22 protein-coding genes and 4 tRNA genes are annotated in these 26,157 nt (G+C 51.1%); 16 read left to right on the top strand and 10 right to left on the bottom strand.

Features of this window, described 5'->3' with window-relative positions; all coding sequences use genetic code 11:
* Positions 1–612 precede the first annotated feature (612 nt).
* From gltB to N8M53_RS02360, 7 genes are all read left to right on the top strand, one after another.
* Positions 613–5,079, top strand: coding sequence for a glutamate synthase large subunit (gltB, locus tag N8M53_RS02390; protein ID WP_269579345.1), 4,467 nt, complete (start codon positions 613–615; stop codon positions 5,077–5,079).
* Positions 5,080–5,091: 12 nt separating this feature from the next.
* Positions 5,092–6,504, top strand: a complete 1,413-nt coding sequence (locus N8M53_RS02385) for an FAD-dependent oxidoreductase (RefSeq protein WP_269579344.1) — start codon at positions 5,092–5,094, stop codon at positions 6,502–6,504.
* A gap of 122 nt (positions 6,505–6,626) precedes the next feature.
* Positions 6,627–7,322, top strand: a complete 696-nt coding sequence (gene mtnN / locus N8M53_RS02380) for a 5'-methylthioadenosine/S-adenosylhomocysteine nucleosidase (RefSeq protein ID WP_269579343.1) — start codon at positions 6,627–6,629, stop codon at positions 7,320–7,322.
* 12 nt (positions 7,323–7,334) lie between these two features.
* Positions 7,335–8,294, top strand: coding sequence for a cobalamin biosynthesis protein (locus N8M53_RS02375; RefSeq protein ID WP_269579342.1), 960 nt, complete (start codon positions 7,335–7,337; stop codon positions 8,292–8,294).
* A 12-nt stretch (positions 8,295–8,306) separates the two neighbouring features.
* The gene (gene btuF / locus N8M53_RS02370; protein ID WP_269579341.1) at positions 8,307–9,155 is read left to right on the top strand and encodes a vitamin B12 ABC transporter substrate-binding protein BtuF; all 849 of its coding nucleotides are present in this window, start codon (positions 8,307–8,309) and stop codon (positions 9,153–9,155) included.
* A gap of 20 nt (positions 9,156–9,175) precedes the next feature.
* Positions 9,176–9,790: a TRIC cation channel family protein gene (locus N8M53_RS02365; RefSeq protein WP_269579965.1), complete on the top strand. Its 615-nt coding sequence runs from the start codon at positions 9,176–9,178 to the stop codon at positions 9,788–9,790.
* Positions 9,791–9,890: 100 nt separating this feature from the next.
* Positions 9,891–10,454 (top strand): flavodoxin family protein, encoded by a 564-nt coding sequence (locus N8M53_RS02360; protein WP_269579340.1) that lies wholly within the window; start codon positions 9,891–9,893, stop codon positions 10,452–10,454.
* 113 nt (positions 10,455–10,567) lie between these two features.
* Here the strand turns inward: N8M53_RS02360 and tyrS are convergent, their stop codons facing one another.
* A complete protein-coding gene (tyrS, locus tag N8M53_RS02355; RefSeq protein WP_269579339.1) occupies positions 10,568–11,755 on the bottom strand; it encodes a tyrosine--tRNA ligase in 1,188 nt (395 codons plus the stop codon).
* A 241-nt stretch (positions 11,756–11,996) separates the two neighbouring features.
* Between tyrS and N8M53_RS02350 the strand changes: the two genes are divergently transcribed.
* Positions 11,997–13,319 (top strand): peptidoglycan DD-metalloendopeptidase family protein, encoded by a 1,323-nt coding sequence (locus N8M53_RS02350; RefSeq protein ID WP_269579964.1) that lies wholly within the window; start codon positions 11,997–11,999, stop codon positions 13,317–13,319.
* 74 nt (positions 13,320–13,393) lie between these two features.
* Here N8M53_RS02350 and erpA read toward each other — a convergent pair whose 3' ends face one another.
* Complete coding sequence (gene erpA / locus N8M53_RS02345) at positions 13,394–13,735, bottom strand: iron-sulfur cluster insertion protein ErpA (protein WP_021022145.1); 342 nt, start codon at positions 13,733–13,735, stop codon at positions 13,394–13,396.
* A gap of 213 nt (positions 13,736–13,948) precedes the next feature.
* On the opposite strand from erpA, the gene hemL reads away from it, so the two are divergent.
* The gene (hemL, locus tag N8M53_RS02340) at positions 13,949–15,241 is read left to right on the top strand and encodes a glutamate-1-semialdehyde 2,1-aminomutase (protein ID WP_077771214.1); all 1,293 of its coding nucleotides are present in this window, start codon (positions 13,949–13,951) and stop codon (positions 15,239–15,241) included.
* A 121-nt stretch (positions 15,242–15,362) separates the two neighbouring features.
* Here the strand turns inward: hemL and glsB are convergent, their stop codons facing one another.
* Both glsB and trmB read right to left on the bottom strand, forming a co-directional pair.
* Positions 15,363–16,283 carry a glutaminase B gene (gene glsB, locus N8M53_RS02335; RefSeq protein WP_269579338.1) on the bottom strand — a complete coding sequence of 307 codons (921 nt, stop codon included), beginning with the start codon at positions 16,281–16,283 and terminating at the stop codon, positions 15,363–15,365.
* A gap of 88 nt (positions 16,284–16,371) precedes the next feature.
* Entirely contained in the window at positions 16,372–17,088 is a 717-nt protein-coding gene (gene trmB, locus N8M53_RS02330) for a tRNA (guanosine(46)-N7)-methyltransferase TrmB (RefSeq protein WP_269579337.1), read from the bottom strand.
* A 201-nt stretch (positions 17,089–17,289) separates the two neighbouring features.
* Here trmB and mutY point away from each other — a divergent pair, with 201 nt between their 5' ends.
* From mutY to N8M53_RS02295, 7 genes are all read left to right on the top strand, one after another.
* Positions 17,290–18,378 carry an A/G-specific adenine glycosylase gene (gene mutY, locus N8M53_RS02325; protein ID WP_269579336.1) on the top strand — a complete coding sequence of 363 codons (1,089 nt, stop codon included), beginning with the start codon at positions 17,290–17,292 and terminating at the stop codon, positions 18,376–18,378.
* On the top strand, positions 18,375–18,647 hold the full coding sequence (locus N8M53_RS02320) for an oxidative damage protection protein (RefSeq protein WP_046074030.1): 273 nt from the start codon (positions 18,375–18,377) through the stop codon (positions 18,645–18,647). Before mutY ends, N8M53_RS02320 begins: the two co-directional genes overlap by 4 nt.
* A 100-nt stretch (positions 18,648–18,747) precedes the next feature.
* A complete protein-coding gene (gene mltC / locus N8M53_RS02315) occupies positions 18,748–19,890 on the top strand; it encodes a membrane-bound lytic murein transglycosylase MltC (RefSeq protein ID WP_269579335.1) in 1,143 nt (380 codons plus the stop codon).
* A 135-nt stretch (positions 19,891–20,025) separates the two neighbouring features.
* Positions 20,026–20,101, top strand: a tRNA-Phe gene (locus tag N8M53_RS02310).
* Positions 20,102–20,146: 45 nt separating this feature from the next.
* Positions 20,147–20,222: transfer RNA gene (locus N8M53_RS02305), tRNA-Thr, on the top strand.
* A gap of 2 nt (positions 20,223–20,224) precedes the next feature.
* A tRNA-Phe gene (locus N8M53_RS02300) sits at positions 20,225–20,300 on the top strand.
* Positions 20,301–20,304: 4 nt separating this feature from the next.
* Positions 20,305–20,380 (top strand) — tRNA-Asn (locus N8M53_RS02295).
* Between the two features lie 63 nt (positions 20,381–20,443).
* Here the strand turns inward: N8M53_RS02295 and N8M53_RS02290 are convergent.
* Genes N8M53_RS02290 through N8M53_RS02265 form a run of 6 tightly spaced genes read right to left on the bottom strand, consistent with a single transcriptional unit; the run spans position 20,444 to position 26,157 of the window.
* Positions 20,444–22,132, bottom strand: coding sequence for a SpoIIE family protein phosphatase (locus tag N8M53_RS02290; protein ID WP_269579334.1), 1,689 nt, complete (start codon positions 22,130–22,132; stop codon positions 20,444–20,446).
* A 10-nt stretch (positions 22,133–22,142) separates the two neighbouring features.
* A complete protein-coding gene (locus N8M53_RS02285; RefSeq protein ID WP_269579333.1) occupies positions 22,143–22,442 on the bottom strand; it encodes an STAS domain-containing protein in 300 nt (99 codons plus the stop codon).
* Positions 22,443–22,451: 9 nt separating this feature from the next.
* Positions 22,452–23,618: a methyl-accepting chemotaxis protein gene (locus tag N8M53_RS02280; protein ID WP_269579332.1), complete on the bottom strand. Its 1,167-nt coding sequence runs from the start codon at positions 23,616–23,618 to the stop codon at positions 22,452–22,454.
* Entirely contained in the window at positions 23,608–24,660 is a 1,053-nt protein-coding gene (locus tag N8M53_RS02275; RefSeq protein WP_269579331.1) for a protein-glutamate methylesterase/protein-glutamine glutaminase, read from the bottom strand. The genes N8M53_RS02280 and N8M53_RS02275 overlap by 11 nt, the downstream gene beginning before the upstream one ends.
* On the bottom strand, positions 24,660–25,310 hold the full coding sequence (locus N8M53_RS02270; RefSeq protein WP_269579330.1) for a chemotaxis protein CheD: 651 nt from the start codon (positions 25,308–25,310) through the stop codon (positions 24,660–24,662). Before N8M53_RS02270 ends, N8M53_RS02275 begins: the two co-directional genes overlap by 1 nt.
* Before the next feature lies 1 nt (position 25,311).
* A complete protein-coding gene (locus tag N8M53_RS02265; RefSeq protein WP_269579329.1) occupies positions 25,312–26,157 on the bottom strand; it encodes a CheR family methyltransferase in 846 nt (281 codons plus the stop codon).

Raw genomic sequence — 26,157 nt, 5'->3', positions numbered from 1 at the left:
CCACTCCTGTCTGCCCTATTGCTGTCCCTGATCGTATCACGCACTACCTCACCGGCGACGTATTCTGCCACAGTTTTGATAGAACGCGTGATTGTCCTGTTCACAGCTTTACGAATATCATTTGTTATTTTATTACATCAATTGACAGTGCTTTTTGCTATGAAAAAGGAAGCATATAACGCACCCTTCTTTATTTGTTATCAAAGCTAGAATATCTACTCGAATTCGCCTTTTATTTAATAATTATTTAACAAAATAGCATAATTGCGAATAGATATTATTTATCAAAAAAAGCGTATAAAACAGTTTAATATCAGTTAGTTATAATCATGGCGAACTTTGATTGTCATGCATAAAGAATGCATATAAAAATTTGACCTTTGCAAGGTTTGCCGTTAATTTGGAAGGTCGCTGAATAGCGCTTTGCCCGTGCATTCTCTGTCAATCCATCTATAAAACAGTGAGTTAGGGACTAAATCACCCTCTTTTCTCGTTAAAAAATCACAACATAACGAGCGCACAATCACAAAGCGAAGCTGTTCAGAGTGGTCAGGAGGATCACGACAATAAATGCAATCACTGCGCGTAACGCAGTAGCAAGGGAGAATTGCAATGTCGCTGTACAACCCAATGTTGGAAAAAGATAACTGTGGTTTTGGCCTTATCGCCCATCAAGAAGGGGAGCCAAGCCACAAACTGGTTCGTACCGCCATCGCTGCACTTGACCGCATGACCCACCGAGGTGGTATCAACTCTGACGGCAAGACAGGCGATGGTTGTGGACTGCTGCTGCAAAAGCCCGACCGCTTTTTCCGCCTTATTGCCGAGCAAAATCAATGGAAGCTGAGCCGCCTATACGCGGTGGGCATGATTTTTCTCAGTGCCGATCCGGCAAAAGCCCAACAAGCCAAACAACGCTTCGAGCAAGAAATCAACGCTGAAACCCTCTCAGTGGTGGGATGGCGGACAGTACCGACCAACCCAGACGTACTCGGGGATATCGCCAAACAGTCTCAGCCCGTCATTGAACAAGTGTTTATCAATGGCCCAGCAGGCTGGCGCGCACGCGATTTAGAGCGACGCCTGTATATCGCGCGCCGCCGTGCAGAAAAAGCCTTGGCGGACGATGCCGACTTTTATGTCACCAGCCTATCCACACAAACCATTGTTTACAAAGGTTTGTGTATGCCTGCGGATCTACCACGCTTTTATACCGATCTCGCGGATCTGCGCTTAGAGTCATCAATTTGTTTGTTCCACCAGCGTTTCAGTACCAATACGCAGCCACGCTGGCCGCTCGCCCAACCCTTTAGGTATCTCGCCCACAACGGTGAGATCAACACCATTGAGGGCAACCGTCAGTGGGCACGCACACGTGCATACAAGTTTAACTCCCCTTTATTACCCGACTTGCATCAAGCCGCGCCGTTTGTGAATGAATCAGGATCTGATTCCTCAAGCCTCGACAACATGATGGAAGTCTTTCTCGCCGGCGGGATGGACTTATTCCGAGCCATGCGTCTGCTGGTTCCGCCCGCGTGGCAAAACCACCCAGATATGGATGACGAACTCCGGGCGTTTTATGACTTCAACTCCATGCATATGGAGCCTTGGGACGGACCTGCGGGGATCGTTATGTCAGATGGCCGCTATGCGGCCTGTAATCTTGACCGCAACGGCCTGCGCCCAGCGCGCTATGTGGTTACCAAAGACAAGTTTATTACGCTCGCCTCCGAGATAGGCATCTGGGATTACGCCCCTGACGAAGTGTCAGAAAAAGGCCGGGTCGGCCCGGGTGAGCTGTTAGTGATCGACACCCGCGAGGGTAAAATTTGGCATTCGGGTGAAATCGATAACGAACTGAAAAGTCGCCACCCGTACCGTGAATGGCTGGATCAACACGTACGTCGTCTCACCCCCTTTGAAGACTTAGACCCTGACACCAGCGAAGGCAGTCGCAACCTCAAAGACGCCCAGCTTAAGACCTATCAAAAGCTGTTTGGGATGTCGAATGAGGAAGTCGACCAGGTCATCAAAGTGCTCGGGGATATTGGCCAAGAGGCTACCGGCTCTATGGGCGATGATACGCCGATGGCCGTTTTATCATCACGCCCGCGCTGTGTGAGCGATTATTTCCGGCAAAAATTTGCCCAGGTGACGAACCCGCCGATTGATCCGCTGCGTGAAAACCACGTGATGTCACTGGCCACCTGTATTGGCCGTGAAATGAACGTATTCTGCGAAACCGACGGTCACGCTGAGCGAGTGGCGTTTAAATCGCCTGTCCTCTTGTTCTCAGATTTGGTCCAGTTGCTCGAGTTAGACGATACCTATTATCGCAACAGCATTTTGGATATTAATTACGATCCAAATGAGAAAGATCTTCACCAAGCTATCTTAGATTTATGCGATGAAGCCGAGCGCTGTGTGCGTGATGGAACCGTCTTGGTGGTGCTGTCTGACCGCAGCATCAATAAAGACAAGCTCCCTATTCCCGCCGCCATGGCGGTTGGTGCAGTACAAAAACGCTTAGTGAACCAAAACCTGCGCTGTGACGCCAACATCATTATCGAAACCGGCAGCGCTCGCGACCCGCACCAGTTTGCGGTATTACTCGGGTTTGGTGCCACGGCGGTTTATCCTTACTTAGCCTATGAAACATTGGCGAACTTGGTAGATATCGGCGCCGTCGATAAGCCGTATCGCGATGTGATGGTCAATTTCCGTAACGGGATTAATAAAGGCCTTTACAAGATCATGTCAAAAATGGGGATTTCGACCATCGCCTCTTACCGCTGCTCACAGCTATTCGAGGCGGTCGGCTTACACCAAGATGTGATTGAGCTTTGTTTCAAAGGCGTAGCCAGCCGTATTCAAGGTGCCAACTTTGATGATTTCCAACAAGACTTGGTCAACCTATCTCGTCGGGCATGGATCAAGCGTAAACCGCTTGAACATGGCGGTCTGCTTAAGTATGTCCACGATGGCGAATACCACGCGTATAACCCAGATGTGGTGACCAACTTGCAAAGCGCGGTGCGCTCCGGCGAGGCCATGGATTACAAGACCTACGCCAAAACCGTGAACGAGCGTCCTGTGGCGACCTTGCGCGATTTAATGCAACTGAAAAAAGCGGCCTCACCGGTTGCGCTCGAGCGCGTTGAGCCGGCAACGGAACTGTTCAAACGCTTTGATTCGGCGGCGATGTCTATCGGAGCCTTGAGCCCGGAAGCACACGAAGCGCTGGCCATCGCCATGAACCGTCTCGGCGGACACTCAAACTCGGGCGAAGGGGGCGAAGATCCTCGTCGTTTCAATAGCGAGCGCAATTCACGCATCAAGCAGATTGCATCCGGGCGCTTTGGCGTTACTCCGCACTACCTGACCAATGCGGATGTGCTGCAAATCAAGGTTGCTCAAGGTGCCAAACCGGGTGAAGGCGGGCAACTGCCAGGCCATAAGGTGACAGCAGAAATTGCTAAACTGCGTTTCTCCGTCCCAGGCGTGACCTTAATTTCGCCCCCACCGCACCACGATATTTATTCGATTGAAGACTTGGCACAGCTGATCTTCGATTTAAAACAAGTGAACCCGCAAGCAATGGTTTCGGTCAAACTGGTTTCAGAACCCGGTGTTGGCACCATTGCCACTGGGGTCGCCAAAGCATATGCCGACCTGATTACGATCTCAGGGTACGACGGTGGAACAGGCGCGAGCCCGCTCACCTCGGTTAAATATGCCGGCAGCCCATGGGAGTTGGGTCTTGCTGAAACCCAGCAAGCACTGGTTGAAAACGGCTTACGCCATAAGATCCGCTTACAAGTCGACGGTGGTCTAAAAACGGGGTTAGACATCGTCAAAGCGGCTATCTTGGGGGCAGAAAGCTTTGGCTTTGGCACCGCGCCAATGGTCGCACTTGGCTGTAAATACCTTCGTATTTGCCACCTCAATAACTGTGCCACCGGTGTCGCTACTCAGGACGAAACCTTGCGTAGTGAATACTTTAAAGGCCTCCCCGAGCAAGTGATGAACTTCTTCAAAGGCCTAGGTGAAGAAGTGCGCGAGCTGCTAGCCGAACTAGGGGTCGAGAAGCTCACCGATCTGATTGGTCGAACGGATCTCCTTGAGGCAGTTGATGGCTTTACAGCCAAGCAACTGAAACTCGACTTGAGCCACATTCTCGAGGCACCGACACCTTGGCCAGGTAAGACCTTATATTGCAGTGAGCCGAACACGCCGTTTGATAAAGCCGAGCTAAACCAAGCGCTACTCGGTGAATTGGGTGAAGCCATTGCCGCCAACCACAGTGCCAGCATCTACAAATCTGTCCGAAATACCGACCGTTCAGTCGGTGCTAGCTTGTCAGGGGCGATTGCTAAGCGTTATGGCAATGCGGGCATGGCCGCCAACCCGCTGGATGTGCAGCTGCAAGGCACCGCGGGGCAATCTCTCGGGGTATGGAATGCCGCAGGGGTGAACATCACCCTTATTGGCGATGCCAACGACTACGTGGGTAAAGGCATGAGCGGTGGACAAATTGTAATCCGTCCCCCCGTCGGCTCAGCATTTGCCAGTCACGAATCTACCATCATGGGTAACACCTGCTTATACGGTGCGACGGGCGGTAAATTGTTTGCAGCGGGTAAAGCCGGTGAACGTTTTGCCGTGCGTAACTCTGGCGTCCATGCCATCGTGGAAGGCGCGGGCGACAATGCATGTGAATACATGACGGGAGGCATTGTGGCCATTCTCGGTCGCACTGGGGTCAACTTTGGCGCCGGGATGACCGGTGGCTTCGCGTACGTGCTCGATGAAGAGGGGGACTTTAATGGTCGCATTAACCCTGAGTTGGTTGAAGCCCTGTCGCTGGAGGCTTTGACTATCCATCAAGAGCACCTTCGTGGCCTGATAGCCCAGCATTTCGAGCTGACCGGCTCAGATCGTGCACAGCAGCTGCTCGATGACTTTGACGCTTGGGTACATCGCTTTTACCTCGTCAAGCCAAAAGCCGCGGATGTAAATACCTTATTAGGCCACCAAAGTCGCAGCGCTGCTGAGCTGCGCGTTCAGGCGCAGTAAAAGGAGGGACCCATGAGCCAGAACATCTATCAGTTTATTGATGTGCAGCGCATTGACCCGCGCAAAAAAGCGATTGAGACCCGCAAAATCGAGTTTGTAGAGATATACGAGCCGTTTACCGAGAAAGAAGTCTCAGCACAAGCCGATCGCTGCCTTGATTGTGGCAACCCCTACTGTGAATGGAAGTGCCCAGTGCACAACTATATTCCACAGTGGCTCAAGCTTGCCAACGAGGGGCGGATTATAGAAGCGGTTGAGCTATCGCACCAAACCAATAGCTTGCCGGAGGTCTGTGGCCGCGTGTGCCCACAAGATCGTCTGTGTGAGGGGGATTGCACCCTCAACGAGGACTTTGGCGCGGTAACCATCGGCAATGTCGAGAAGTACATCACCGATAAAGCGTTTGAAATGGGCTGGAAGCCTGATATGTCACACGTTGAGTGGACCGATAAAAAGGTCGCGGTAATTGGAGCCGGTCCTGCAGGGCTCGCCTGTGCCGACGTGCTGGTCCGCAATGGGGTGAAACCTGTGGTCTTTGACCGCTACCCTGAAATTGGCGGCCTGCTGACCTTTGGTATTCCATCGTTTAAGCTCGAAAAAGATGTGATGCGGCATCGCCAGCGTGTCTTTACCGAGATGGGCGTCGAGTTTCGCCTCAACACCGAAGTGGGTAAAGATATTGACATGCAAACCTTGGTCGATGACTACGATGCGGTCTTCTTAGGGGTAGGCACCTACAAGTACATGCGTGCAGGGCTGGCCAATGAAGATGCGCCCGGCGTCTTTGACGCGCTCCCCTTCTTAGTTTCCAACACCTACAAGGTGATGGAACTGAATGACGCACCACCGTTCATCGATATGGCCGGTAAACGAGTGGTGGTACTCGGTGGTGGCGATACTGCGATGGACTGTGTTCGTACCTCGATTCGCCAACAAGCCGCCAGTGTCACCTGTGCCTACCGCCGAGATGAAGAAAACATGCCAGGCTCACGCCGTGAGGTGAAAAATGCCCGCGAAGAAGGGGTGAACTTTATGTTCAACCTGCAACCGCTGGGAATTGAAGTTGATGGTAATGGCAACGTGAGCGGGGTCACCGTGGTGAAAACCCAACTGGGCGAACCTGATGCCGCGGGGCGCCGTCGCCCAGAGCCGATTGAAGGCAGTGAGCATGTACTGGAAGCAGATGCGGTGATCATGGCCTTTGGTTTCCAGCCACACGCGATGGAGTGGTTAGAACCTTATGATGTCGCCCTGGATGAGCGTGGTCGCATCCAAGCGCCGGCAAAAGGTGACATCTTATATCAAACCACTAACCCCAAAATCTTTGCCGGGGGCGATGCGGTAAGAGGCTCAGATTTGGTGGTCACCGCCATTGATGAAGGTCGTAAAGCCGCTGAAGGCATCATGGACTACCTAGAAGTATAGTCCTGCGGCAATCAACCCGTGTGAAACCACATCGAGATAATCTATTCAGAAGTGCCTCAAAGGAGGCACTTTTTTATTGCCTCATGTACACTATCGGCATTTATGCGAACAGGATTATCACCATGAAAATCGGCATCATTGGCGCAATGGAGCAAGAAGTCACTCTACTGCGCGACAAGCTGGAAAACAGCACAACCCATCAAGAAGGCGGCTGCACCTTTTATTCGGGGACGCTACAAGGCCATGATATCGTGTTACTTCAGTCTGGCATTGGTAAGGTCGCTGCAGCGGTCGGCACGAGCTTGCTGCTATCGCAATTCAAGCCCGATTGGGTAATCAACACAGGTTCAGCGGGTGCGTTTGAGCCCTCACTCAACCTAGGTGATGTGGTGGTATCTTCCAAAGTCTGCTATCACGATGCGGATGCCACTGCATTCGGCTATCAAATGGGACAGGTTCCTCAGCAACCGGCTGTCTTCGAGTCCGATGAAGCGTTAATGCAACTTGCGGAGAAAGCAGTGGATAGCCAAACACATGTGGTACGTGGCTTGATCTGTACCGCCGATACCTTTGTCCACACTGATGCCCACCGACAACATATCCATACCCACTTCCCGGATGCGGTGGCCGCAGAAATGGAAGCAGCGGCAATCGCGCAAGTGTGTGCCCAGTTTGCCACGCCTTTTGTGGTGGTGCGTGCCATCTCTGATGTGGTCGCTGAAAAAGAGTCACCCATGACCTTTGAAGAGTTTCTGCCATTAGCGGCCAAAAGCTCATCGGCCATGGTGGAAAACATGGTCGCAATGATCGACGCCTGATCGCACGCCCCCATGGATGATTTGCTCAATCCGCAACATTGGATGACCTACGCCGCCGACCAGGGCCGCTTATGGGCTCTGTGGTTGGCGGTATTAGTGCACTGGCTACTCCCCCTATCCAGCCAGTATTCCCCTTTTCAATACTGGCGACAGTATGCAGAGTTGCTCGCGGGTCAAGTCAACAAAGACACAGACCCTAAGCGTCAGCGTAAGCTTGCCGGAGCGCTCGCCTTAATGTTGATGGGTGGCACCCTCGCCATTTTTTTAATCGCCACCCGTGAGCTCGTGTGGTCGCGCCCCCTGTTCGATGGCATATTGCTCTGGCTCGCACTTGATTGGCGGCCAATCGATAAGTTTGGCCACGCCATCGCCCATGCGATAGACCAACATGACAAGGGCGCAGCGCGCGCGTTGCTCGCCACACGCGTCAACCGTGAAACCGAGTCTCTGTCATTGATAGGAATAGGGAAAGCGGGCGCGGAAACACTGCTTCTCGGCACAGCGCGGCACTGTGTTTGCGTGATATTTTATTATCTACTCGCCGGCGGTGTCGGTGCCTTGCTATACACTAGCTTGGTACACCTTCACCGCGTTTGGACCCCAAGCCGCTTAAGCTATTACCCGTTCGGGCTCGCCAGCGCCCGCTTATTGAACCTGTTGGATATAGTGCCAATGGGGCTGTTTGCTGTGATCGTGGCAATGAGCCGTCAACCTTGGTCACACCTAAAAACCGGCTGGCAGCAAGGCAGACGCTGGCGAACGCCTGGTTCAGGTTGGCTACTCGCGTGTGCAGGTAGTCGCTTCCAGCTCTCTCTAGGCGGGCCGGCTGTTTATCAAGGTACTAAGACCTTGAGAACCAAAATTGGCTATGGGGTCACCCCGGCGTGTTATCACCTTTTATTGCTGCGCTTGAAGTTAACCCACAGTGTTTTAATCTGGCTCGGGTTATGCTCCCTGGTTTTAATCGTTTAAGGACACTGATTGATGCCACGTTTTCGTGCCCTTTGTACCCTTTTTCGCTTGCAAGCCTGCTGGCTTGTCTTGGCCTTAACATGGATGCCTTTTGCTCACGCCACCCCGTTGCGAGTGATTAGTCTTGCCCCCCACGCCACAGAGCTGGCTTATGCCGCTGGGCTTGGTCCCAATATGGTCGCTGCAAGTGCTTACAGTGATTATCCGAAGCAGGCTCAATCGCTTGAACGCGTGGCCAACTATCGGGGCGTCAAACTCGAACGCATTATCGCCCTCCAGCCAGATCTTATTTTAGCTTGGCGCGGCGGGAATCCGCCCAAACCCCTAGAGGCCTTGGCGGAATTAGGCTTTACCATCCGTTACCTCAACCCAGACACGCTCAGTGATATTGGTCAGTTTATTCGCGAGCTGGGTCATTATAGTGAGACCCCAGACGTCGCCACGCGCAATGCTAACGCCTTTGATCAAAAACTGGCACAATTAAACGCCCAGTACCGCAGTGCAGAGCTCGTTCCCTACTTTTATCTTCTCAGTGATACGCCAATGATGACGGCTAGCGATCGCGCATGGCCGAGTCAGCTGTTTCACCTGTGCGGTGGCAAGAACATTTTCGCCGACAGCCCCGCCGCTTACCCACAGGTGAATATGGAACAAGTCATCACACGTGCGCCCAAGGTGATGTTCCACACGGGCGAGACACAACCTAAAAGTTGGCAATCCTTGGTTGAGTTGCTACCAAATCATGCGCACACGTTCACTTGGTCTCTTAACCCAGATTGGCTGACACGCGCCACACCGCGTGCGTTAGATGCCGCTGAGCAAATCTGTACCGCTCTTGATAAAGTACGTCACGCGCAATAGGACTTAGCATGACTCAGACCATGATCTTATATTTATTCGATTTATTTGGCACCGCTGTCTTCGCGATATCTGGCGTACTGGTGGCGGGCCGTTTGCGTATGGATCCGTTTGGTGTGGTCGTCCTTGCCTGTGCGACGGCCATTGGCGGCGGGACGGTGCGAGATATGGCGATGGGCGCCACACCTGCATTTTGGATCACCGACACCACCTATATCTGGGTTATTTTAGCCACTTGTGTAGCAACCATGCTGCTTATCCGTCATCCGCGACGCCTGCCTTGGTATGTACTGCCTTGTGCCGACGCCATTGGGCTGGCGGTCTTTGTGGGTATCGGTGTCGATAAAGCTCTTAGTTATGGCGCATCTCCCTTGGTGGCGGTGATCATGGGCGTGATCACCGCCTGTGGCGGCGGCATTATTCGTGATGTGCTCGCGCGCGAAGTGCCTATGGTGCTGAGAACAGAAGTGTATGCGACTGCCTGTATTGCTGGCGGCATTGTTCACACCCTTGCAGTGCAAGTCAGCCCAGGCACTGTCACTGCCTCTATTGTGGGTATGGTCACCACGCTATTGATTCGCTTAGCCGCGATCCGCTGGCATTTGTCCTTGCCACCGTTCGCGCTAGACAGATCATAAAGCAATGATTGGGACAGTATGCCGAGACTGGACAAACAGTGGTTGAAATTTAGACAACACACCCTAAGGTCTGTAATACAGTCTCAATAAAGGAGCCACTATGATCAGCATTGCCATCATTTATCATTCTGTCGACGATCATACTCATGCGCTAGCCACCACTATTGCGGAAGGCATTCATGCCGGCGATGCCGAACCTGTGGTTTACCGCATTGAGCCAGACATGATAGAAAACGGACGCTTTATCGATGACAAGGTGTTTGAAAAGCTTAAAGACGTTGATGCGATTGTTTTCGGTGCGCCCACCTATATGGGCGGACCAAGCGCGCCATTCAAGGCGTTTGCCGACGCGTCTAGCCCGACGTGGGAAAACCAAGACTGGCGAGGAAAGTACGCGGCAGGCTTTACGGTGGGCACCTACCCAGGTGGCGATCAGCCTCAGACACTGCAGTATTTTCAAACCTTAGCCAGCCAGCATGACATGCTGTGGCTCAGCCTAGGTCGAGCCAATATCGGGGTAGAAAACATTAACCCAAGTGGCACAAGCCTTGGGGTGACTGCACACACCCCGGACGATGATCAACTTAGCGAGGCTTGCCTACAAACGGCGTTTTACCTTGGTCAACATATGGTTCGTGCACTAAAAGGCGTTTGGCATACCTAGTCGCTAAGCACTTGCCCCACTACCGGTGGGGAGTGATTGACATAAAAAACCCTCGCGTACATGCGAGGGTTTGATATGTTGGTGGCCGCTTACGGCGCCAGATAGGGTAGAGCTTAGCTGAGTGTCACCCGGGCAAACTTGCGCTTACCCACTTGGTAAACCGCTTCCCCCGCTGCCGGCACTAGCTTGGTATCTTCCACTTTTTCACCATCAATTTTCACTGCGCCTTGGCGAACCATACGCAGTGCATCAGAGGTGGAGTTAACTAGCCCTGCTTCTTTTAACAGGTTAGCAATCGCCATACCTTGCTCGAAGGTAAAGCTTGGCATCTCATCCGGCATCGCCCCTTTTTGGAAACGATTGACGAACGTTTGCTCAGCGGCCTCTGCGGCATCGTCTGAGTGGAAACGTGCAATGATTTCTTTTGCTAGCAAGATCTTAATATCACGCGGGTTTTTCCCAGCTTGTACGTCTTGCTTAAACTGCGCCACTTCCTCAAGCGGACGGAAAGACAACAGCTCGTAGTAATCCCACATCAAATCGTCAGAGATAGACATGATTTTACCAAACATCTCATCAGGGCTCTCGCTCACACCAATATAGTTATGTGCTGACTTAGACATCTTTTTAACACCGTCTAAGCCAACCAGCAAAGGCATGGTCATCACCACTTGCGGCTTTTGTCCTGCTTGTTTTTGCAGCTCGCGCCCCATCAGTAAGTTGAACTTCTGATCGGTGCCCCCCAACTCAACATCCGCTTCTAGCGCGACGGAGTCGTGCCCTTGCAGCAATGGGTAGATAAACTCGTGGATAGCAATAGCTTGGTTGCTGGTATAGCGCTTTTTAAAATCATCACGCTCAAGCATACGGGCAACGGTGGAGCTTGCCGCCAAACGAATCATGCCATCAGTGCCCAGCTCACCCAACCATTTCGAGTTAAACTCAATACGTGTTTTCGCCGGATCCAGAATTTTGAATACCTGCTCTTTATAGGTTTCTGCATTTTGCAGCACCTGCTCACGTGTCAATGGTGGGCGGGTGGTGTTTTTACCGCTCGGGTCACCGACCATGCCGGTATAATCACCAATCAAAAAGATCACTTCATGGCCAAGCGCTTGAAAAGCTCGCAGCTTATTGAGGATCACTGTGTGGCCTAAGTGGATATCTGGTGCTGTAGGATCAGCGCCCAGCTTGATGCGAAGAGGACGATCCTCTTTTAGCTTTGCCACCAGCTCGTCTTCCGGGATTACTTCATCTACGCCACGTTTTAGTTCTGCTAGCGCGGCTTCCAGGCTCGCCATAGTCTTCTGCTCCTACCCAATAGGCAAAAATGTGATAAACCGACATATTACTCGAATAGCGACAGTTTTTGAAACCAGTTAAACTGATAGAATGTGTGCCGGGTGTGCGCAGTGGCTGCTATCAAAAAATGTGGTCTTTGTGTCAGCCGTGTCAAATCTACTTCAGGGCATCATCCCCAATAAAACCGATTGGGCGTCTGACTGTCATAACTTTATTCGTAGTGATTCAACCATAGTCTTCATGCCGTTAAATAAACTCGCAGCCTTACCCAAGTTACATAAAGTCATTATCGGTGCCTTGAGCGCATTCATTGTCTTATTAGTCCTGGTTCCCGAGGGCGCTGACACACCACGTCCAAAACCGAATTTTCAACCTGGTAAGCATTACCCATTACCCGTTGAGGCAGTCTCGCTCCTGCCCCCCCAAGATGAGATGCCCGCGCAGTTTAAGCGCAATATCAACTGGCAAACCTATGAAGTGCAGCCTGGTGAGAGCATGGCGCTGCTTTTTAATCGTGCCGGCTTAAGCCCTACCACCCTCTATCGTTTGGTTAATGCCGACGAAAGAACGCAAACCCTCGCTTATTTAAACCCTGGCGATGAAGTGCGCCTTGGTGTGGATGACGACGGTGAGCTGGTGCAACTGATTCAACCGCGAGGCAGCAACGAAACCCTGATTGTTAATAAGATTGATGAGACCTATCAATCACGGATTGAAACCAAGCACGTGGATACGCAGCTAAATTTTGCGCGCGCCACCATCAAATCAAACTTCTGGCAAGCAGCCTCTGATGCCGGATTAAACCCAAATCAGATCATGCAACTGGCGGGCATTTTTGGTTGGGATGTCGACTTTGCCCTCGATATTCGCAACGGTGATAGCTTTTCGGTGCTCTACGAAGAGGAGTTTGTCGAAGGCGAGCATATTGGTAGCGGAAATATTTTAGCGGCCACCTTCACTAACCGTGGTGATACCTTCACGGCAGTACGCGCTAAAAATGGCAAATACTACACACCGAGCGGCAAAGCGATGAAAAAGGCATTTTTGCGCTCGCCGGTTAACTTCCGTTACGTGAGCTCAAACTTCAACCCGCGTCGTTTGCACCCAGTTACCGGTCGAGTGAAGCCTCACCGTGGCACCGACTATGTTGCACCAGTCGGAACCCCAATTAAAGCCGCCGGGGACGGCGTGGTGATGAAAGCCTCATACAACCGCTTCAATGGTAATTATGTGTTTATTCGCCATAGCTCAACCTACATCACCAAGTATTTGCATTTGACCAAACGCAAAGTGAAAACGGGTCAGCGAGTCAAACAAGGGGATATTATCGGTACACTGGGGTCGACAGGGCGTGTCACTGGTGCACACTTGCACTACGAGTTCCTCGTTCACGGTGTCCATAAAAACCCGCGTACGGTAAAACTGCCTGAAGCTAAGTCTCTTCAAGGTGAAAAAAAGGAAGCCTTTGTGCGTTTGGCTGAGTCACGCATGGCGCAGTTAAGCAAATTTAACCAGCTGTTGGCCACGGTTGGCAGCCTTAACCATTATAACCGCGGCAGCTAATCAGCTCTGTGGATCAAAAACGGCGCCTACAGGCGCCGTTTGTGATTATCGTCAGCGGTATCGCCATTTCACGTTTAAACGCTAAATGACGCACCACAGCCACAAGTCGTCGTGGCATTAGGGTTATCAATGAAAAAGCGCGACCCTTCAAGGCCTTCGGTGTAATCCACTTTGCCACCCATCAAATATTGCAAGCTCATGGGATCGACCACCAGCATCACACCGCTTTTTTCGATCTCCATATCTCCTTCATTGACGTTTTCATCGAAGGTAAAACCATATTGGAAGCCGCTACAGCCACCACCGGTGATATAGACGCGCAATTTCAGGTTTGGATTTTCTTCTTCCTGAATCAGCGTCTTTACCTTGGTTGCCGCGGCCTCAGAAAACTCTAACGGCAAAGGTGCTTCGCTCATTGTTACCTCACATGCTCTTTGTGCTAATGTTGGGATTATCTAATACCTGAGTAAAGTGTTCAAGTATTGTGCGTTTGATCGCAACTGTGATCAGTACGTATTAATTGCCAATCTTGTCTCAACGAAATCATACTCTACCTCGCCAGCGTTCCGTATCTTTGGTTAAAATACGCCAACGCAATTTAGGCTAAGCCTTCCCAAACAGGATATGTCATGACCAAATCAGCACAACTTTTTCAACAAGCTCGACGCACCATTCCTGGTGGCGTGAATTCTCCCGTGCGTGCTTTTGCCGGTGTCGGCGGCGACCCTGTCTTCATGGAGCGTGCTGACGGCGCATACATTTTTGATGCCGACGGCAAAGCTTATATCGATTTTGTCGGCTCTTGGGGCCCGATGATCTTAGGTCATAACCACAGCGCAATCCGCGAAGCCGTAGTCGACGCTGCCCAACGAGGCCTCAGCTTTGGTGCCCCCACCGAGAGTGAAACCACCCTCTCAGAGCTGGTGGCTGAGCTGGTGCCTTCAATGGAAATGGTACGTATGGTTAACTCTGGCACTGAAGCGACCATGAGCGCCATACGTCTCGCACGCGGGTTTACCAAACGCGATAAGTTCATCAAATTTGAGGGTAACTATCACGGCCATGGCGACTGCTTACTGGTCAAAGCCGGCTCAGGCGCACTCACCCTTGGCGAGCCGAACTCTCCAGGGGTACCGGCGGATTTTGCCAAGCACACACTGACCTGCACCTATAACGACCTTGACTCGGTGCGCCAAACGTTTGAGACCTACCCTGACGAGGTGGCGTGCATCATTGTCGAGCCCGTGTCCGGGAATATGAACTGTGTGCCACCGCAACCGGGTTTCTTGCAAGGCTTGCGTGAGCTGTGCGATGAGTTCGGTGCCTTGCTGATTTTTGATGAGGTCATGACTGGCTTCCGCGTAGCATTAGGTGGCGCGCAAGCTTACTACGACGTAAAACCTGACTTAACCACACTAGGCAAAATTGTCGGTGGTGGTATGCCAGTGGGGGCCTTTGGCGGACGTCGTGAGGTGATGGAATACTTAGCGCCGACGGGTCCGGTATACCAAGCGGGGACACTGGCAGGGAACCCAGTCGCCATGGCGGCCGGTCACGCCTGTTTGTCTGAGCTACGTCAGCCTGGTAACCACGATTACTTGACCCATGTGACTGGCCAACTTGCGGAGGGTTTTCAATCGCTCGCCGACAAACATGGTATTGCGCTGACCACGAACCAAGCAGGCGCGATGTTTGGCTTTTTCTTCACCGAGCAAGAAACAGTGACCAGCTTTAAAGACGTGCAACAGTGTGATACTGAGCGCTTCAAACGTTTCTTCCACCTGATGCTCGAGCAAGGCGTGTACTTGGCCCCTTCTGCGTTTGAGGCTTGCTTTACCTGCTTAGCACATGGACAAAAAGAAATTGATGCCACACTCGCAGCGGCTGACCATGCGTTCGCCACGTTAGCGGCTGACGCCTAATCCCGTCATGGTATAGCGGCATCACCTTGATGCGAAAAGCCCCACAGGTTACTGCGGGGCTTTTTTTGCATTCAAAGGTATAAATATTGCCCTCATCATGGGCACTGCATCGAGGTTTACCCTAAAATATTGAGCGGCCAATTCGAGCCGATAATAGCTCCAATGCAGCCGTTCCCGCCAGTGAATTACCCGAAGGATCGAGCTCCGGCGACCAGACGGCAATCGACATCTCGCCAGGCACAATGGCAATAATGCCACCGCCTACCCCAGATTTACCTGGCATGCCAACTCGGTATGCAAACTCGCCCGCGCCATCATATAAGCCACAGGTTGCCAACAGCGCATTCAGCTGTTTGCTTTGTGTCGGGCTCAAGATAGCCGTGCTATCACTTAGTGGTGTCCCTTTATTGGCAAGATAGAAAAACGCCTTCGCCAAGTCCACACAGCTCATTTCTAAGGCACAGTAATGAAAATAGTTGGTTAATACCGGCACCACGTCATTATCAAAATTGCCAAACGCACGCATCAGATACGCAATCGCCGCGTTTCTGTCACTGTGCAGCATTTCTGAATCCGCCACCGCCTTGTCGTAACACAAATGTGGATTACCCGCGAGGTGGCGCACAAACTCAAGCATCCGTTGACGAGGTGCTGACTGGCGCGTGTGCAGCATGTCACTAACGACCAACGCACCAGCGTTAATAAAAGGATTGCGCGGGATCCCTTGTTCCATCTCAAGCTGGATTAACGAGTTAAACGCTTGTCCCGAGGGCTCTTTGCCCACACGCGTCCAGATCTCTTCAGCTTGATAGTTTTGCATCGCCAGTGTCAGACTCAACACTTTGGAGATCGACTGAATAGAGAATGCCTCATCGGCATCGCCGGCGCGGATCACTTCGCCATCGTTGTAGCAAACCGCGATGCCGAGTTTTTGGTGAGTCACATCGGCTAATGCAGGAATATAGTCTGCCACCTTCCCTTGTCCAATTAATGGCCGAACATCGTCAAGAATTTGCTCGAGTAATTGTGCATTAGGTTTCAAGGGCAGGTTCCTTCTACAACATAGGACAAAAAAGCCAACCGCAGGTTGGCTTTAGCGTGTAACAGATACCGATTGGCACACGCGCCTTTTAGGCAATGCGCGTGTATTTGATATCCCAAACACCGTGGCCAAGGCGCTGCCCACGCTGCTCAAATTTGGTGAGAGGACGATCGTCAGGGCGTGGCACATAAAGGCCATCTTGCGCCATGTTCTGATAATGGGGCGCGGCCTCCATCACTTCAATCATATGTTCGGCATAGTTCTCCCAATCGGTGGCCATATGGAAAACACCGCCCACTTTTAGCTTGTCACGTACCATTTCCGCAAACGGCAGCTGGACGATTCGGCGCTTGTGGTGACGCTTTTTATGCCAAGGATCAGGGAAGAACAGTTGCACGGTGTCGAGGCTTTCTTTGGGTAGCATTTGCTCAAAGACCTCGACCGCATCGTGACACATCACACGCAGATTGGTGACGCCCGCTTCTCGTGCGGCCATCAAACAAGCGCCCACGCCTGGGGTGTGAACTTCAATACCCACAAAGTTTTTCTCGGGGGCATTTTTAGCCATCTCCACCAAGGAAGCGCCCATACCGAAACCGATTTCCAGCACCACCGGGTTGTCGTTGCCAAACACCTGCTGCCAGTCAAGCTCGGTCGCCTCGAAGTCAATGCCCATGGTCGGCCAAGACTCGTTGAGCGCTTGCTCTTGGCCTTTGGTTAAACGGCCTTCGCGACGTACAAAGCTGCGTACTTTACGAATAACTTTGCCATCCTCGGTCAGTTCGGTTTTAGTGACTTCAGTCATGATTGAGTGCCTGTGATGCAGTGTTAGTGATGGTGGTGAAAAAGACCATCGATTGTTGGAAATCTAAACGGACTGCGCATTATGCAAAGTTTTCGCCATTGCGCAAGTTGGCACCACTGATCCTATTAGTGTGCCCGCTCGTTAGTGTACCCTGTGGCCTGCCTTTGTGCACGCGTGAGCAAAACAATAAGAGAGAGCACAGTGAGTCAATCTTTTTCCGACGCCATTTTAAGCTGGTATGAGCAATATGGCCGCAAAACCCTGCCTTGGCAGCAACACAAAACCCCGTATAAGGTCTGGCTCAGCGAGATCATGCTGCAGCAAACCCAAGTGAGTACGGTGATCCCGTATTTCGAACGGTTTATGGCGCGCTTTCCAACGGTCACCGATCTCGCCCATGCCGAGCAGGATGAAGTCTTACACTTGTGGACAGGCCTAGGCTACTACGCCCGCGCCCGCAATTTACATAAAGCGGCACAAGTCATCGCCAATGAACACCATGGCGTGTTTCCCACCACACTTGAGCAGGTAATGGCACTGCCAGGTGTCGGGCGTTCGACCGCCGGTGCCGTGCTCTCTTTGTCACTCAACCAACCCCATCCGATTTTAGACGGTAACGTCAAACGCACCTTGGCACGTTGCTTTGCCGTTGAGGGCTGGCCCGGGAAAAAACCGGTAGAAAACAAGTTATGGGAGATTGCCGAAACACTCACGCCCACCACGGATACCGATAAATACAACCAAGCCATGATGGATATGGGCGCCATGGTGTGTACTCGCAGCAAGCCCAAATGCGAACTATGCCCAGTAGCAGATCGCTGTGAAGCGCGCGCCCAAGGCCGTCAGCTCGACTTTCCTGGTAAAAAACCGAAAAAAACCTTGCCCGTCAAACAAGCCCATTTCTTGTTGGTTCAGCATCAAGATGAAATCTGGCTTGAGCAACGACCGCCAAGTGGGCTGTGGGGCGGGCTATGGTGCTTACCCGAAGCGGCGGAGCACACCCTTGATGCACAGATAGCCGACAAGCTACAAGGGGTCACCCCCACCGACATCGAGATATTAACCGCATTTAGGCACACGTTTAGTCACTTTCACCTCGACATTGTCCCAGTGAGAGTCAGTGTTACTGAAAGGCCGCAAATCATCATGGAAGCGAACCAAGGGCTTTGGTATAACTTGTCGCAACCAGCAAAAGTTGGGTTAGCCGCACCAGTGAAAAAGCTGTTAACCTTATTAGAACACGAGCGCCAACAACATCTCACAGGCGATGACAAGGAGCCTAGATTATGAGCCGTACCGTATTTTGCCAACGTCTACAAAAAGAAGCCGACGGGCTAGATTTTCAGCTTTATCCCGGAGAGCTGGGTAAGCGCATTTATGACAACATTTCCAAAGAAGCTTGGGCTGAGTGGCAGAAAAAACAAACCATGCTCATCAACGAGAAAAAACTCAACATGATGGATCCTGAGCACCGTAAGGTTATCGAAGAAGAAATGGTGAAGTTTCTATTCGAAGGCCAAGATGTGCATATCGACGGTTATGTGCCCCCCGAGGCCTAATTAACGCGGCCCCGTCCACACTCGGGCATCGCCAAGGCTACAAAACACCCGCATTGTGTTAATCTCAGTGCGGGTGTTTTTTATACTAATGCAATAAACGATGACGCGAATACTTTGCTTGTTGGTGTGCTGTTTTAGCACCTTGCTGTCCGGTTGTAGCCGCGAAAGCGTAGAAAAATACGTGGGCGTGGATTATCAAACCACCAATCGGTTTGCTAAAAATCTAGCGCCTATCCCCGGCCAGTTCGAAAAAGACATCGACGCCCTGAATCAACTGATTAGCCAGTTCACCGGCAAAATTGAGGTGCGCTGGGGCGAAAACCAAGTGTTCGTGTCAGGCAAGCGGGATTACGTCAAATACACAGACAATTACAAAAGTCGGGCGCGCATTGATTTTGAACGCGGTGTTATCCGCGTGGAAACCGTCGCCACTGATGCACCGAAGTCTCACCTCAAGCAAGCCATCGTCACCACCTTGCTCACGCCAAGAGATCCGGCCTCTGTCGATCTGTACTCTGCAGCGAAAGTGCCGCTTACCGGCCGCCCTTTCCTCGAAGGCCAAGTGGTGGATCATGAAGGAAAAACCATCACCTGGGAATGGCGCGCCAACCGTTTTGCTAATTATCTGATTGATAAGCGCTTAAAAAAGAAAAAAGTACGTTTTCAAAACATGTATTACGTCACCATTCCCATGGTCAATGATCATGTTGCCAAGCGCAGTTATCAATATGCTGATATCGTCCGCCGTGCATCGAAGCGTTACGGTATCTCTGAAAAACTGATTTATGCGATCATTAAAACCGAGAGTAGTTTTAATCCTTATGCGGTGAGCTGGGCCAATGCATATGGCCTAATGCAAGTGGTGCCAAAAACGGCTGGCCGCGATGTATTCAAGCTGGTAAAGAAGCGCAATGGTCAACCTACGCCTAAGTATCTTTTTGATCCTGAGCGAAATATTGATACAGGCACTGCCTATTTTTACATTCTCAAAAACCGTTACCTCAAAGCGGTGCGCGATCCACTGTCTCTGCACTACAGCATGATTTCCGCCTATAACGGCGGGACAGGTAATGTCCTGCGCACATTTGATACTAATAGACGTCGAGCCATGCAGGATTTAAACAAGCTGCGTCCTAATCAAGTCTATTGGGCACTGACCCATCGCCATCCCTCTTCGGAGTCTCGGCGCTACTTACAAAAGGTCACCCGCTATCAAAAAGAGTTTGCTCAACTCCCCCAATAAATGGCGGTGTGCGCTGATTTTTGCCTGTTTTTGTCGCACTTCGCTGGGTTTTTATCCAAACAATGCGATATCAGCACTTTTTTCAAAAAAACAGTTGACGGTGAGACGGAAAATCCGTTTAATAGCGCCCCGTTGGCCCGGATAGCTCAGTCGGTAGAGCAGGGGATTGAAAATCCCCGTGTCGGTGGTTCGATTCCGCCTCCGGGCACCATATAATGAAATAATGGTGTGACACACAGTATTTCGCGATTTGTGTGCCGGCTTAGCTCAGTTGGTAGAGCAACTGACTTGTAATCAGTAGGTCGCCAGTTCGACTCCGGCAGCCGGCACCATTGCCTCGATAGCTCAGTTGGTAGAGCAGGGGATTGAAAATCCCCGTGTCGGTGGTTCGATTCCGCCTCGAGGCACCATTATTCCCCCATAGTTCAGTTGGTAGAACGGCGGACTGTTAATCCGTATGTCACTGGTTCGAGTCCAGTTGGGGGAGCCACATTTAAAGAAAGCGCTAACCGAAAGGTTGGCGCTTTTTTTTGTTTGGCTATCGCCAAATATGTCACTCATTCACATGTAATTTAAACACTACATCGACCTGACGCCCCTCATCACTGTAAATGACTTCCTCACAGATTGATTGCACCAGAGTAATCCCTCGACCGGAAAGGCTATCTGCATCATGATTTTTATCATGTAAGTGCCAATGATAGTCGAACCCGTCTCCCGTGTGTGACAAACGCATGTTAAATAAGCCTTGTTCGGGCTGATAAACTAAATCGAGTTTAATCACATAATCTCCGCTCAGCGCATTTAGCTTGGTTTGGCGCTCGCTAAAGTAATGCAGTAGGCCATCCACATCATCTTTACTCACCGATTGCATGCCTAAAATACCGTAGTCAAGCGCATTGGTAATAAGCTCTGACGCCACGGTACAAATTAAATCTAAGTCGGTACTCTCCCCGACCATCCCTTTCACACGCCCGCGTATATCCCTAACGATATCGGCTTCTTTTAGTAAAGCGGTATCAAACACAATGTGTGTTGTTGAAGGCACAACCGAATAAGTCACGCTCTTTTCAGGAAGAGGCTCACGAGCAGGGGCTATCAGCGGGAAGGTCAGCTCGAGCATGGACACATCATCGGTGACACCATTGTCACCGGCAAAGGCGGTTAAGGTGCGTTTGGCCTGTGCTATCAAACTGCCTTGACAGCCACTTAAGGTACGGATCAGCCCGACTTCGCCTAGCGCCTTACCCATACCATTGCGCGCTTCTATCACGCCATCGGTCGCAAAAAACAAGCGTTGACCCGGCTGAAGGACTAATCGAGTGATAGTGGCATCAAACTGCCCTTTTGCTTGTGCGCCTAATGCCATATGCCGGCCTTGGTATGAGGCGAGTATTTGTCCGTGTTTATCCAGACAATAGGCATCGGGTAGCCCGCCACTCCAAACGTTAACCGTCAGGCCATCTGGCATCACCTCCACCAACGCGCCGGCAAGTAAGGTGCCAACTGGCATAAAAGTACAGATATGCTCATTTATTTCAATGGCCATATCACCGACAGGCAACCCTCGTCTTGCCGTGGCGATAAAGGTTTTAACTGCAGGGATAGTACTGATAGCGGCAGGTAGGCCATGCCCAGTGGCATCCGCAATCATAATATAGAGTCCACCAAATGGTCGGCTGAGAACCATGGTCACATCACCATTAAAGAGGCTAAATGCGCCTGAGAACGTCTCGACACCCGGTACGCCATCAACATTGAACGACATCAAGCGTTCAAATATCTGGCTCGCCATGGCATGCTCGTAAACGGTGGTTTCTTGAAATTGCTTGAGTTGGTCGCGTTGATGGCTCACTTCTCGGAACAAGCGAACGTGGCGCAAATGCGTGCGTACCTTGGCGATTAGCACGGCGGTGTCAACGGGTTTGCTGACAAAGTCATCCCCAACTTTCAAACAGTTGGCAAAGATATCAGAATCACTCACCCCGGTAAGGAACACAATCGGCAACAATTTTTGCGGATAGCGACTCCTTATCTCTTGTGCCATGTCAAAGCCATTGAGCTTGGGCATATTCACATCTGAGATGATAAGATCAGGAAACATCCCAGGATCAATATTCTCAAGGAGCGATAACGCTTCTTGGCCATTCATCGCCATACTGATATTGTCTGTTTCGCTCTTTAATGCCGCGGCAATATAGTGTACTAATGCCGGCTCATCATCCACCAACAAGACGTTCATAGGCGCTTACTCACTCAATGTGGAATTTCTTTTCAAACTTGGCAATCAATAGCACCCGTTTTATCGCATCAGAGCAATTGACCAACTTTATCGCGCCATTAGGCTTATTAAGATAATCTTGCATATTGAGCAATATCCCCAGTCCCGCACTGTCCATATAGGTCGCTTCCCGTAAATCGACAATCACGTCCTTCCCTTTAAGATCCACATAGGCGTTACGCACTTCCTGAACCAAAGCGAAGTTAAACTCTCCCTTAACATGCAAAACAGCTTGTTTTCCATCACTCGATATGTCGCGCTTAATACTCATCCTGCATCCTTAAAACAATTCAATGTCGCCCTCATCCAGCGACGCTTGCTTCGCTGGGGCTCGTGCGGCAGAGCCTGCCTTTTCCTCTATCTCATTAACCTGTTGGTTAAGCTGCTGCCAGTCGATGGTGTCGTCCGCCATGGTATTAATAATCAGCTCGTTGAGCTCTTCTAAGATGTGCAAGTTATCAAGTATGTGCCCACCTTGTTGCGATACAATGTCAGCAAACTGGAGGTTTTTGATACACGTGTTCACTTCACTTTGTACTTGCTCGCCCAGAGAGGAAACGCGTTCTATCTCTTTACCCACGTCATCATTAACCTCTTTAACCCCCTCAAGGAGCGAATCAATATAATCTTTCGAGCGAATTGACTCGGTCATATCGAGCGAGGCAATTTCCCCTACCGTCGCCTTGGTTTTATCGACGCTATCTTGAGCCAAATCGATGTGTTTATGGATTTCGGTATTCAGGTCGGTCGCTTTAATTGCTAAAGAGCGAACTTCTTGCGCCACAACTGCAAAACTGCGCCCATTCTCCCCCGCACGCGCTGCTTCAATCGCGGCGTTAAGCGCCAATAAGTTGGTTTGCTCCGACATTGCCTGCACATCATCCAACAGCTGGAATACTTCATTGAGCTTGCCGGACATCTCTTCGATGATGTAAATCGACGCCACGCTTTTATCACTGACCTTCACCATGATGTCGATGTAGCCATCAATGGCTTTTTCAGTGGCTGGCAACACCTTGGTGAGGCTGTATTCACTCTCATCGTTATAGAGCAGCTCATTGGCCATTTTGGTCGCTGTGTTGACCTGATCACGACAGGCGCTTTGCATCGCGAAAAAGCTGTTGTTAAGGCTTTCTACCGAGTTATCAATCACCTCTCGTTGGCGTGAGAGTTGCTCGCGGATAGGGACGAGTTCAATGGAGAGTATATGGTGGATACGACGCAAAATTTGTTTGGGCTCGTCGTCCTCCTCAGAGCTATCAGCTGAGCCACGCTGAGTGACGGGTTGAGCTACCTGGCGTAATTGCCATAGATGCCAGCCCATGCTGACGAGCACAAGCCCAGCAAGCGCCATGATCTGCCAAGACATTGACCAAAGCGCTAACGCAACCACACTGACCATCGTCAGTGCAGGTGGCCAAATCAATGTGTAGCGATTAGCGTCCATATACGGCCTCCACTAAAAAATTTGCCACTTCCGTTAAACACAGCGTCTTTGCCACGCCACCAAGTTCGATCGCGACTCTTGGCATTCCCCATACCACAGAGCTGGCTTGGTCTTGCGCGGCGGTAAGTGCACCGGTTTGATACATTTGCAGCAAACCATTTGCGCCGTCTCTGCCCATCCCGGTTAGTATCACACCAATAGATTTCCCTCCCACCGACTCTGCGATGGATGAGAACATCACATCGACCGATGGACGATGCCGCTCAACCGGGTCACTATCAGAAAGCTGACAATACAAATGCCCTTGCCGGTTCACAACGGTAAGGTGTTGGTTACCCGGCGCCACATAGACATGCCCTTGTACCAAAGGCATCCTTTCCGAGGTTACCTCCTCAACCTGCAAACGGCACGCACGGTCTAACCGTTTGGCGAAAGGGCCACAAAACGCCGCTTTGATATGTTGAGTTACCACAATCGGCGGCATATGCGCCGGCAAACGTTCTAGGACACCGCGCAGTGCCTCCGTTCCTCCCGTCGATGCCCCCAGCCCAATCACTTGATAGCCCCGACGGTTGTAATGCTGACGATCGATGGTGACATTCGGCTGTTTATGCCAACTCTTCGTTTGTCCAACATTGGCCTGGGCGGCCATTTTCACTTTGCTGACCAGCTCATCACGCTCGCGAGTGATCGCGGTCGCGCTATTCGCTGAGGGCTTGGGCACATAATCCACCGCGCCGATTTCCAGCGCTGCTAAAGTGACATCTGCACCATGCTGGGTCAGGGTCGAGACCATGATCACTGGCATCGGCCGCAAGCGCATCAGGTTTTTAAGAAACTGAATGCCATCCATTTTGGGCATTTCAACATCGAGTGTAATCACGTCTGGATTAAGCTTTTTAATCTTTTCGCGCGCCTCGTAAGGGTCTGCCGCGGCGCCAACCACTTCTAATTCAGCGTCACTTTCTAAGCATTCTCTTATCAAGGTTCGATAAAGCGGCGAGTCGTCAACGACTAAGACTTTGTAGCGATATTGGCTCATCAGAATAGCTCCACATCTTGCTCGTCGGCGCCATCATCGTAAGACTCCTGCAGCAAGCGCTGGTTGTATTGCGTTTCTTCCGCCACCAACTCTTTTTGGCTCAACGATTGAATCTTCTTTACCCACGCCTTACCCGTGCGCGGCTCGAAAAGTACCCGGCGTGGAAATGCCAACCCAAGGTCTTCAGATATCAAGGGGAGTTGCTCATTGATGACATATTGGCGAACAAAATCGATATTCTTACGGCCAATCGCGATGTTTTGCCCCATGATATTGCCACCACCAAACAGCTTCACCCGCAGCCGGTTTTTCACCGCACCTTGTTGCAGCAAAGAGTTGATCAGAATTTCCATCGCGTAGTTGCCATAGCGCGCGGCACGCGATAAATGCTGATCGGGTGTCCAGGTGGATTCCGCCTCTTCCCGTCTGAGCGGCAACATAAAATGGTTCATGCCTCCGACTTGAGCCAAAGGGTCCCAAATACACGCGGCAATACATGAACCCAAGCCTGTGGCAATTAGCTCATCATCAGAGCTAACATACACATCGCCAGGCTGGAGCTTCACCATGTGCTTATCGTGCTCGGGGCTGAAAAAACGTTTTAGTGTTTTCTCGTGCGCATGGTGATGTAATTCCAATGCTTGATGCATATCACTCCCGTTTGCGATACATGGTGTGGCCTAAGTTATCGAACTTCTCTGCCATCTTTCCGATCCCTTCAGAGTGGCCGATAAAAAGCACGCCGCCGGGAACAAGCTGCTGCCAAAACCGCTCAATGAGTCGCTGCTGTGTATCGCGCTCAAAATAGATCATCACGTTGCGACAAAAGATTGCATCCATTGCTTGCTTATGTGGCCACTCTCCTTTTAAATTCAGCTGCTTAAAACTGATCACATCACGAAGCTGACGCTTAGCTTTAAATAACTCTTGCTTGATGCCTTTTCCTTTTAAAAAGCCGTTCTGCAAATACGCTTTGGGGATGGTGTGCGCCACTTCCAAACTGTAAGTACCATTACTGGCAATATTGAGCACCTGGGTATCTAAGTCAGTGGCAAGAATTTGTACATCTAGTTGCCCCTCTAACATCCCATGACCCGCTAGCACGGAGGCGATGGTGTAAGGCTCTTCACCGGTCGAACAGCCCGCAGACCAAATCCGGATACGCTTTTGCTTCGCCGCCTGCCACTGGGGGATCAGTTGATGCGCTAAAAACTCAAAATGATGACGTTCACGAAAAAATTGGGTTTTATTGGTGGTTAGCGCGTTAATGAAGGCCACACGTTCATCTTTGCTCTGCTCCACCAGTGCAAAATAATCATCAAAAGTCGCCATCCCTGTTCTGCGTAAGCAGCGTGCCAACCGGCCATACACCATGCTTTTCTTTTTATCCGCAAGAAAAATACCCGTTTCGTTTTCCATAAACGTCTGTACATAGTGAAAATGCCGCTGGCTAAAATCATAGGCGCCAGCCGACGAAGCATTCACTGGCGCTGACAT

Origin of the sequence: Salinivibrio kushneri (assembly GCF_027286325.1) — a bacterium.
GTDB classification, from domain to species: Bacteria; Pseudomonadota; Gammaproteobacteria; order Enterobacterales; family Vibrionaceae; genus Salinivibrio; species Salinivibrio kushneri_A.
Note: the sequence above shows the minus strand (reverse complement) of the source record. Positions and strands in the feature narration are given on the sequence as shown.

Bases quoted from the DNA above. Each gene is read 5' to 3' on its own strand.
- hemL (WP_077771214.1), top strand. From the start codon at position 13,949: ATGACCAAATCAGCACAACTTTTTCAACAAGCTCGACGCACCATTCCT.
- N8M53_RS02275 (WP_269579331.1), bottom strand. From the start codon at position 24,660: ATGAGCCAATATCGCTACAAAGTCTTAGTCGTTGACGACTCGCCGCTT.
- N8M53_RS02320 (WP_046074030.1), top strand. From the start codon at position 18,375: ATGAGCCGTACCGTATTTTGCCAACGTCTACAAAAAGAAGCCGACGGG.
- N8M53_RS02375 (WP_269579342.1), top strand. From the start codon at position 7,335: ATGGATGATTTGCTCAATCCGCAACATTGGATGACCTACGCCGCCGAC.
- mtnN (WP_269579343.1), top strand. From the start codon at position 6,627: ATGAAAATCGGCATCATTGGCGCAATGGAGCAAGAAGTCACTCTACTG.
- N8M53_RS02285 (WP_269579333.1), bottom strand. From the start codon at position 22,442: ATGAGTATTAAGCGCGACATATCGAGTGATGGAAAACAAGCTGTTTTG.
- N8M53_RS02365 (WP_269579965.1), top strand. From the start codon at position 9,176: ATGATCTTATATTTATTCGATTTATTTGGCACCGCTGTCTTCGCGATA.
- N8M53_RS02360 (WP_269579340.1), top strand. From the start codon at position 9,891: ATGATCAGCATTGCCATCATTTATCATTCTGTCGACGATCATACTCAT.
- N8M53_RS02265 (WP_269579329.1), bottom strand. From the start codon at position 26,157: ATGTCAGCGCCAGTGAATGCTTCGTCGGCTGGCGCCTATGATTTTAGC.
- N8M53_RS02270 (WP_269579330.1), bottom strand. From the start codon at position 25,310: ATGCATCAAGCATTGGAATTACATCACCATGCGCACGAGAAAACACTA.
- erpA (WP_021022145.1), bottom strand. From the start codon at position 13,735: ATGAGCGAAGCACCTTTGCCGTTAGAGTTTTCTGAGGCCGCGGCAACC.
- mltC (WP_269579335.1), top strand. From the start codon at position 18,748: ATGACGCGAATACTTTGCTTGTTGGTGTGCTGTTTTAGCACCTTGCTG.
- tyrS (WP_269579339.1), bottom strand. From the start codon at position 11,755: ATGGCGAGCCTGGAAGCCGCGCTAGCAGAACTAAAACGTGGCGTAGAT.
- N8M53_RS02385 (WP_269579344.1), top strand. From the start codon at position 5,092: ATGAGCCAGAACATCTATCAGTTTATTGATGTGCAGCGCATTGACCCG.
- btuF (WP_269579341.1), top strand. From the start codon at position 8,307: ATGCCACGTTTTCGTGCCCTTTGTACCCTTTTTCGCTTGCAAGCCTGC.
- N8M53_RS02350 (WP_269579964.1), top strand. From the start codon at position 11,997: ATGCCGTTAAATAAACTCGCAGCCTTACCCAAGTTACATAAAGTCATT.
- trmB (WP_269579337.1), bottom strand. From the start codon at position 17,088: ATGACTGAAGTCACTAAAACCGAACTGACCGAGGATGGCAAAGTTATT.
- N8M53_RS02280 (WP_269579332.1), bottom strand. From the start codon at position 23,618: ATGGACGCTAATCGCTACACATTGATTTGGCCACCTGCACTGACGATG.
- gltB (WP_269579345.1), top strand. From the start codon at position 613: ATGTCGCTGTACAACCCAATGTTGGAAAAAGATAACTGTGGTTTTGGC.
- N8M53_RS02290 (WP_269579334.1), bottom strand. From the start codon at position 22,132: ATGAACGTCTTGTTGGTGGATGATGAGCCGGCATTAGTACACTATATT.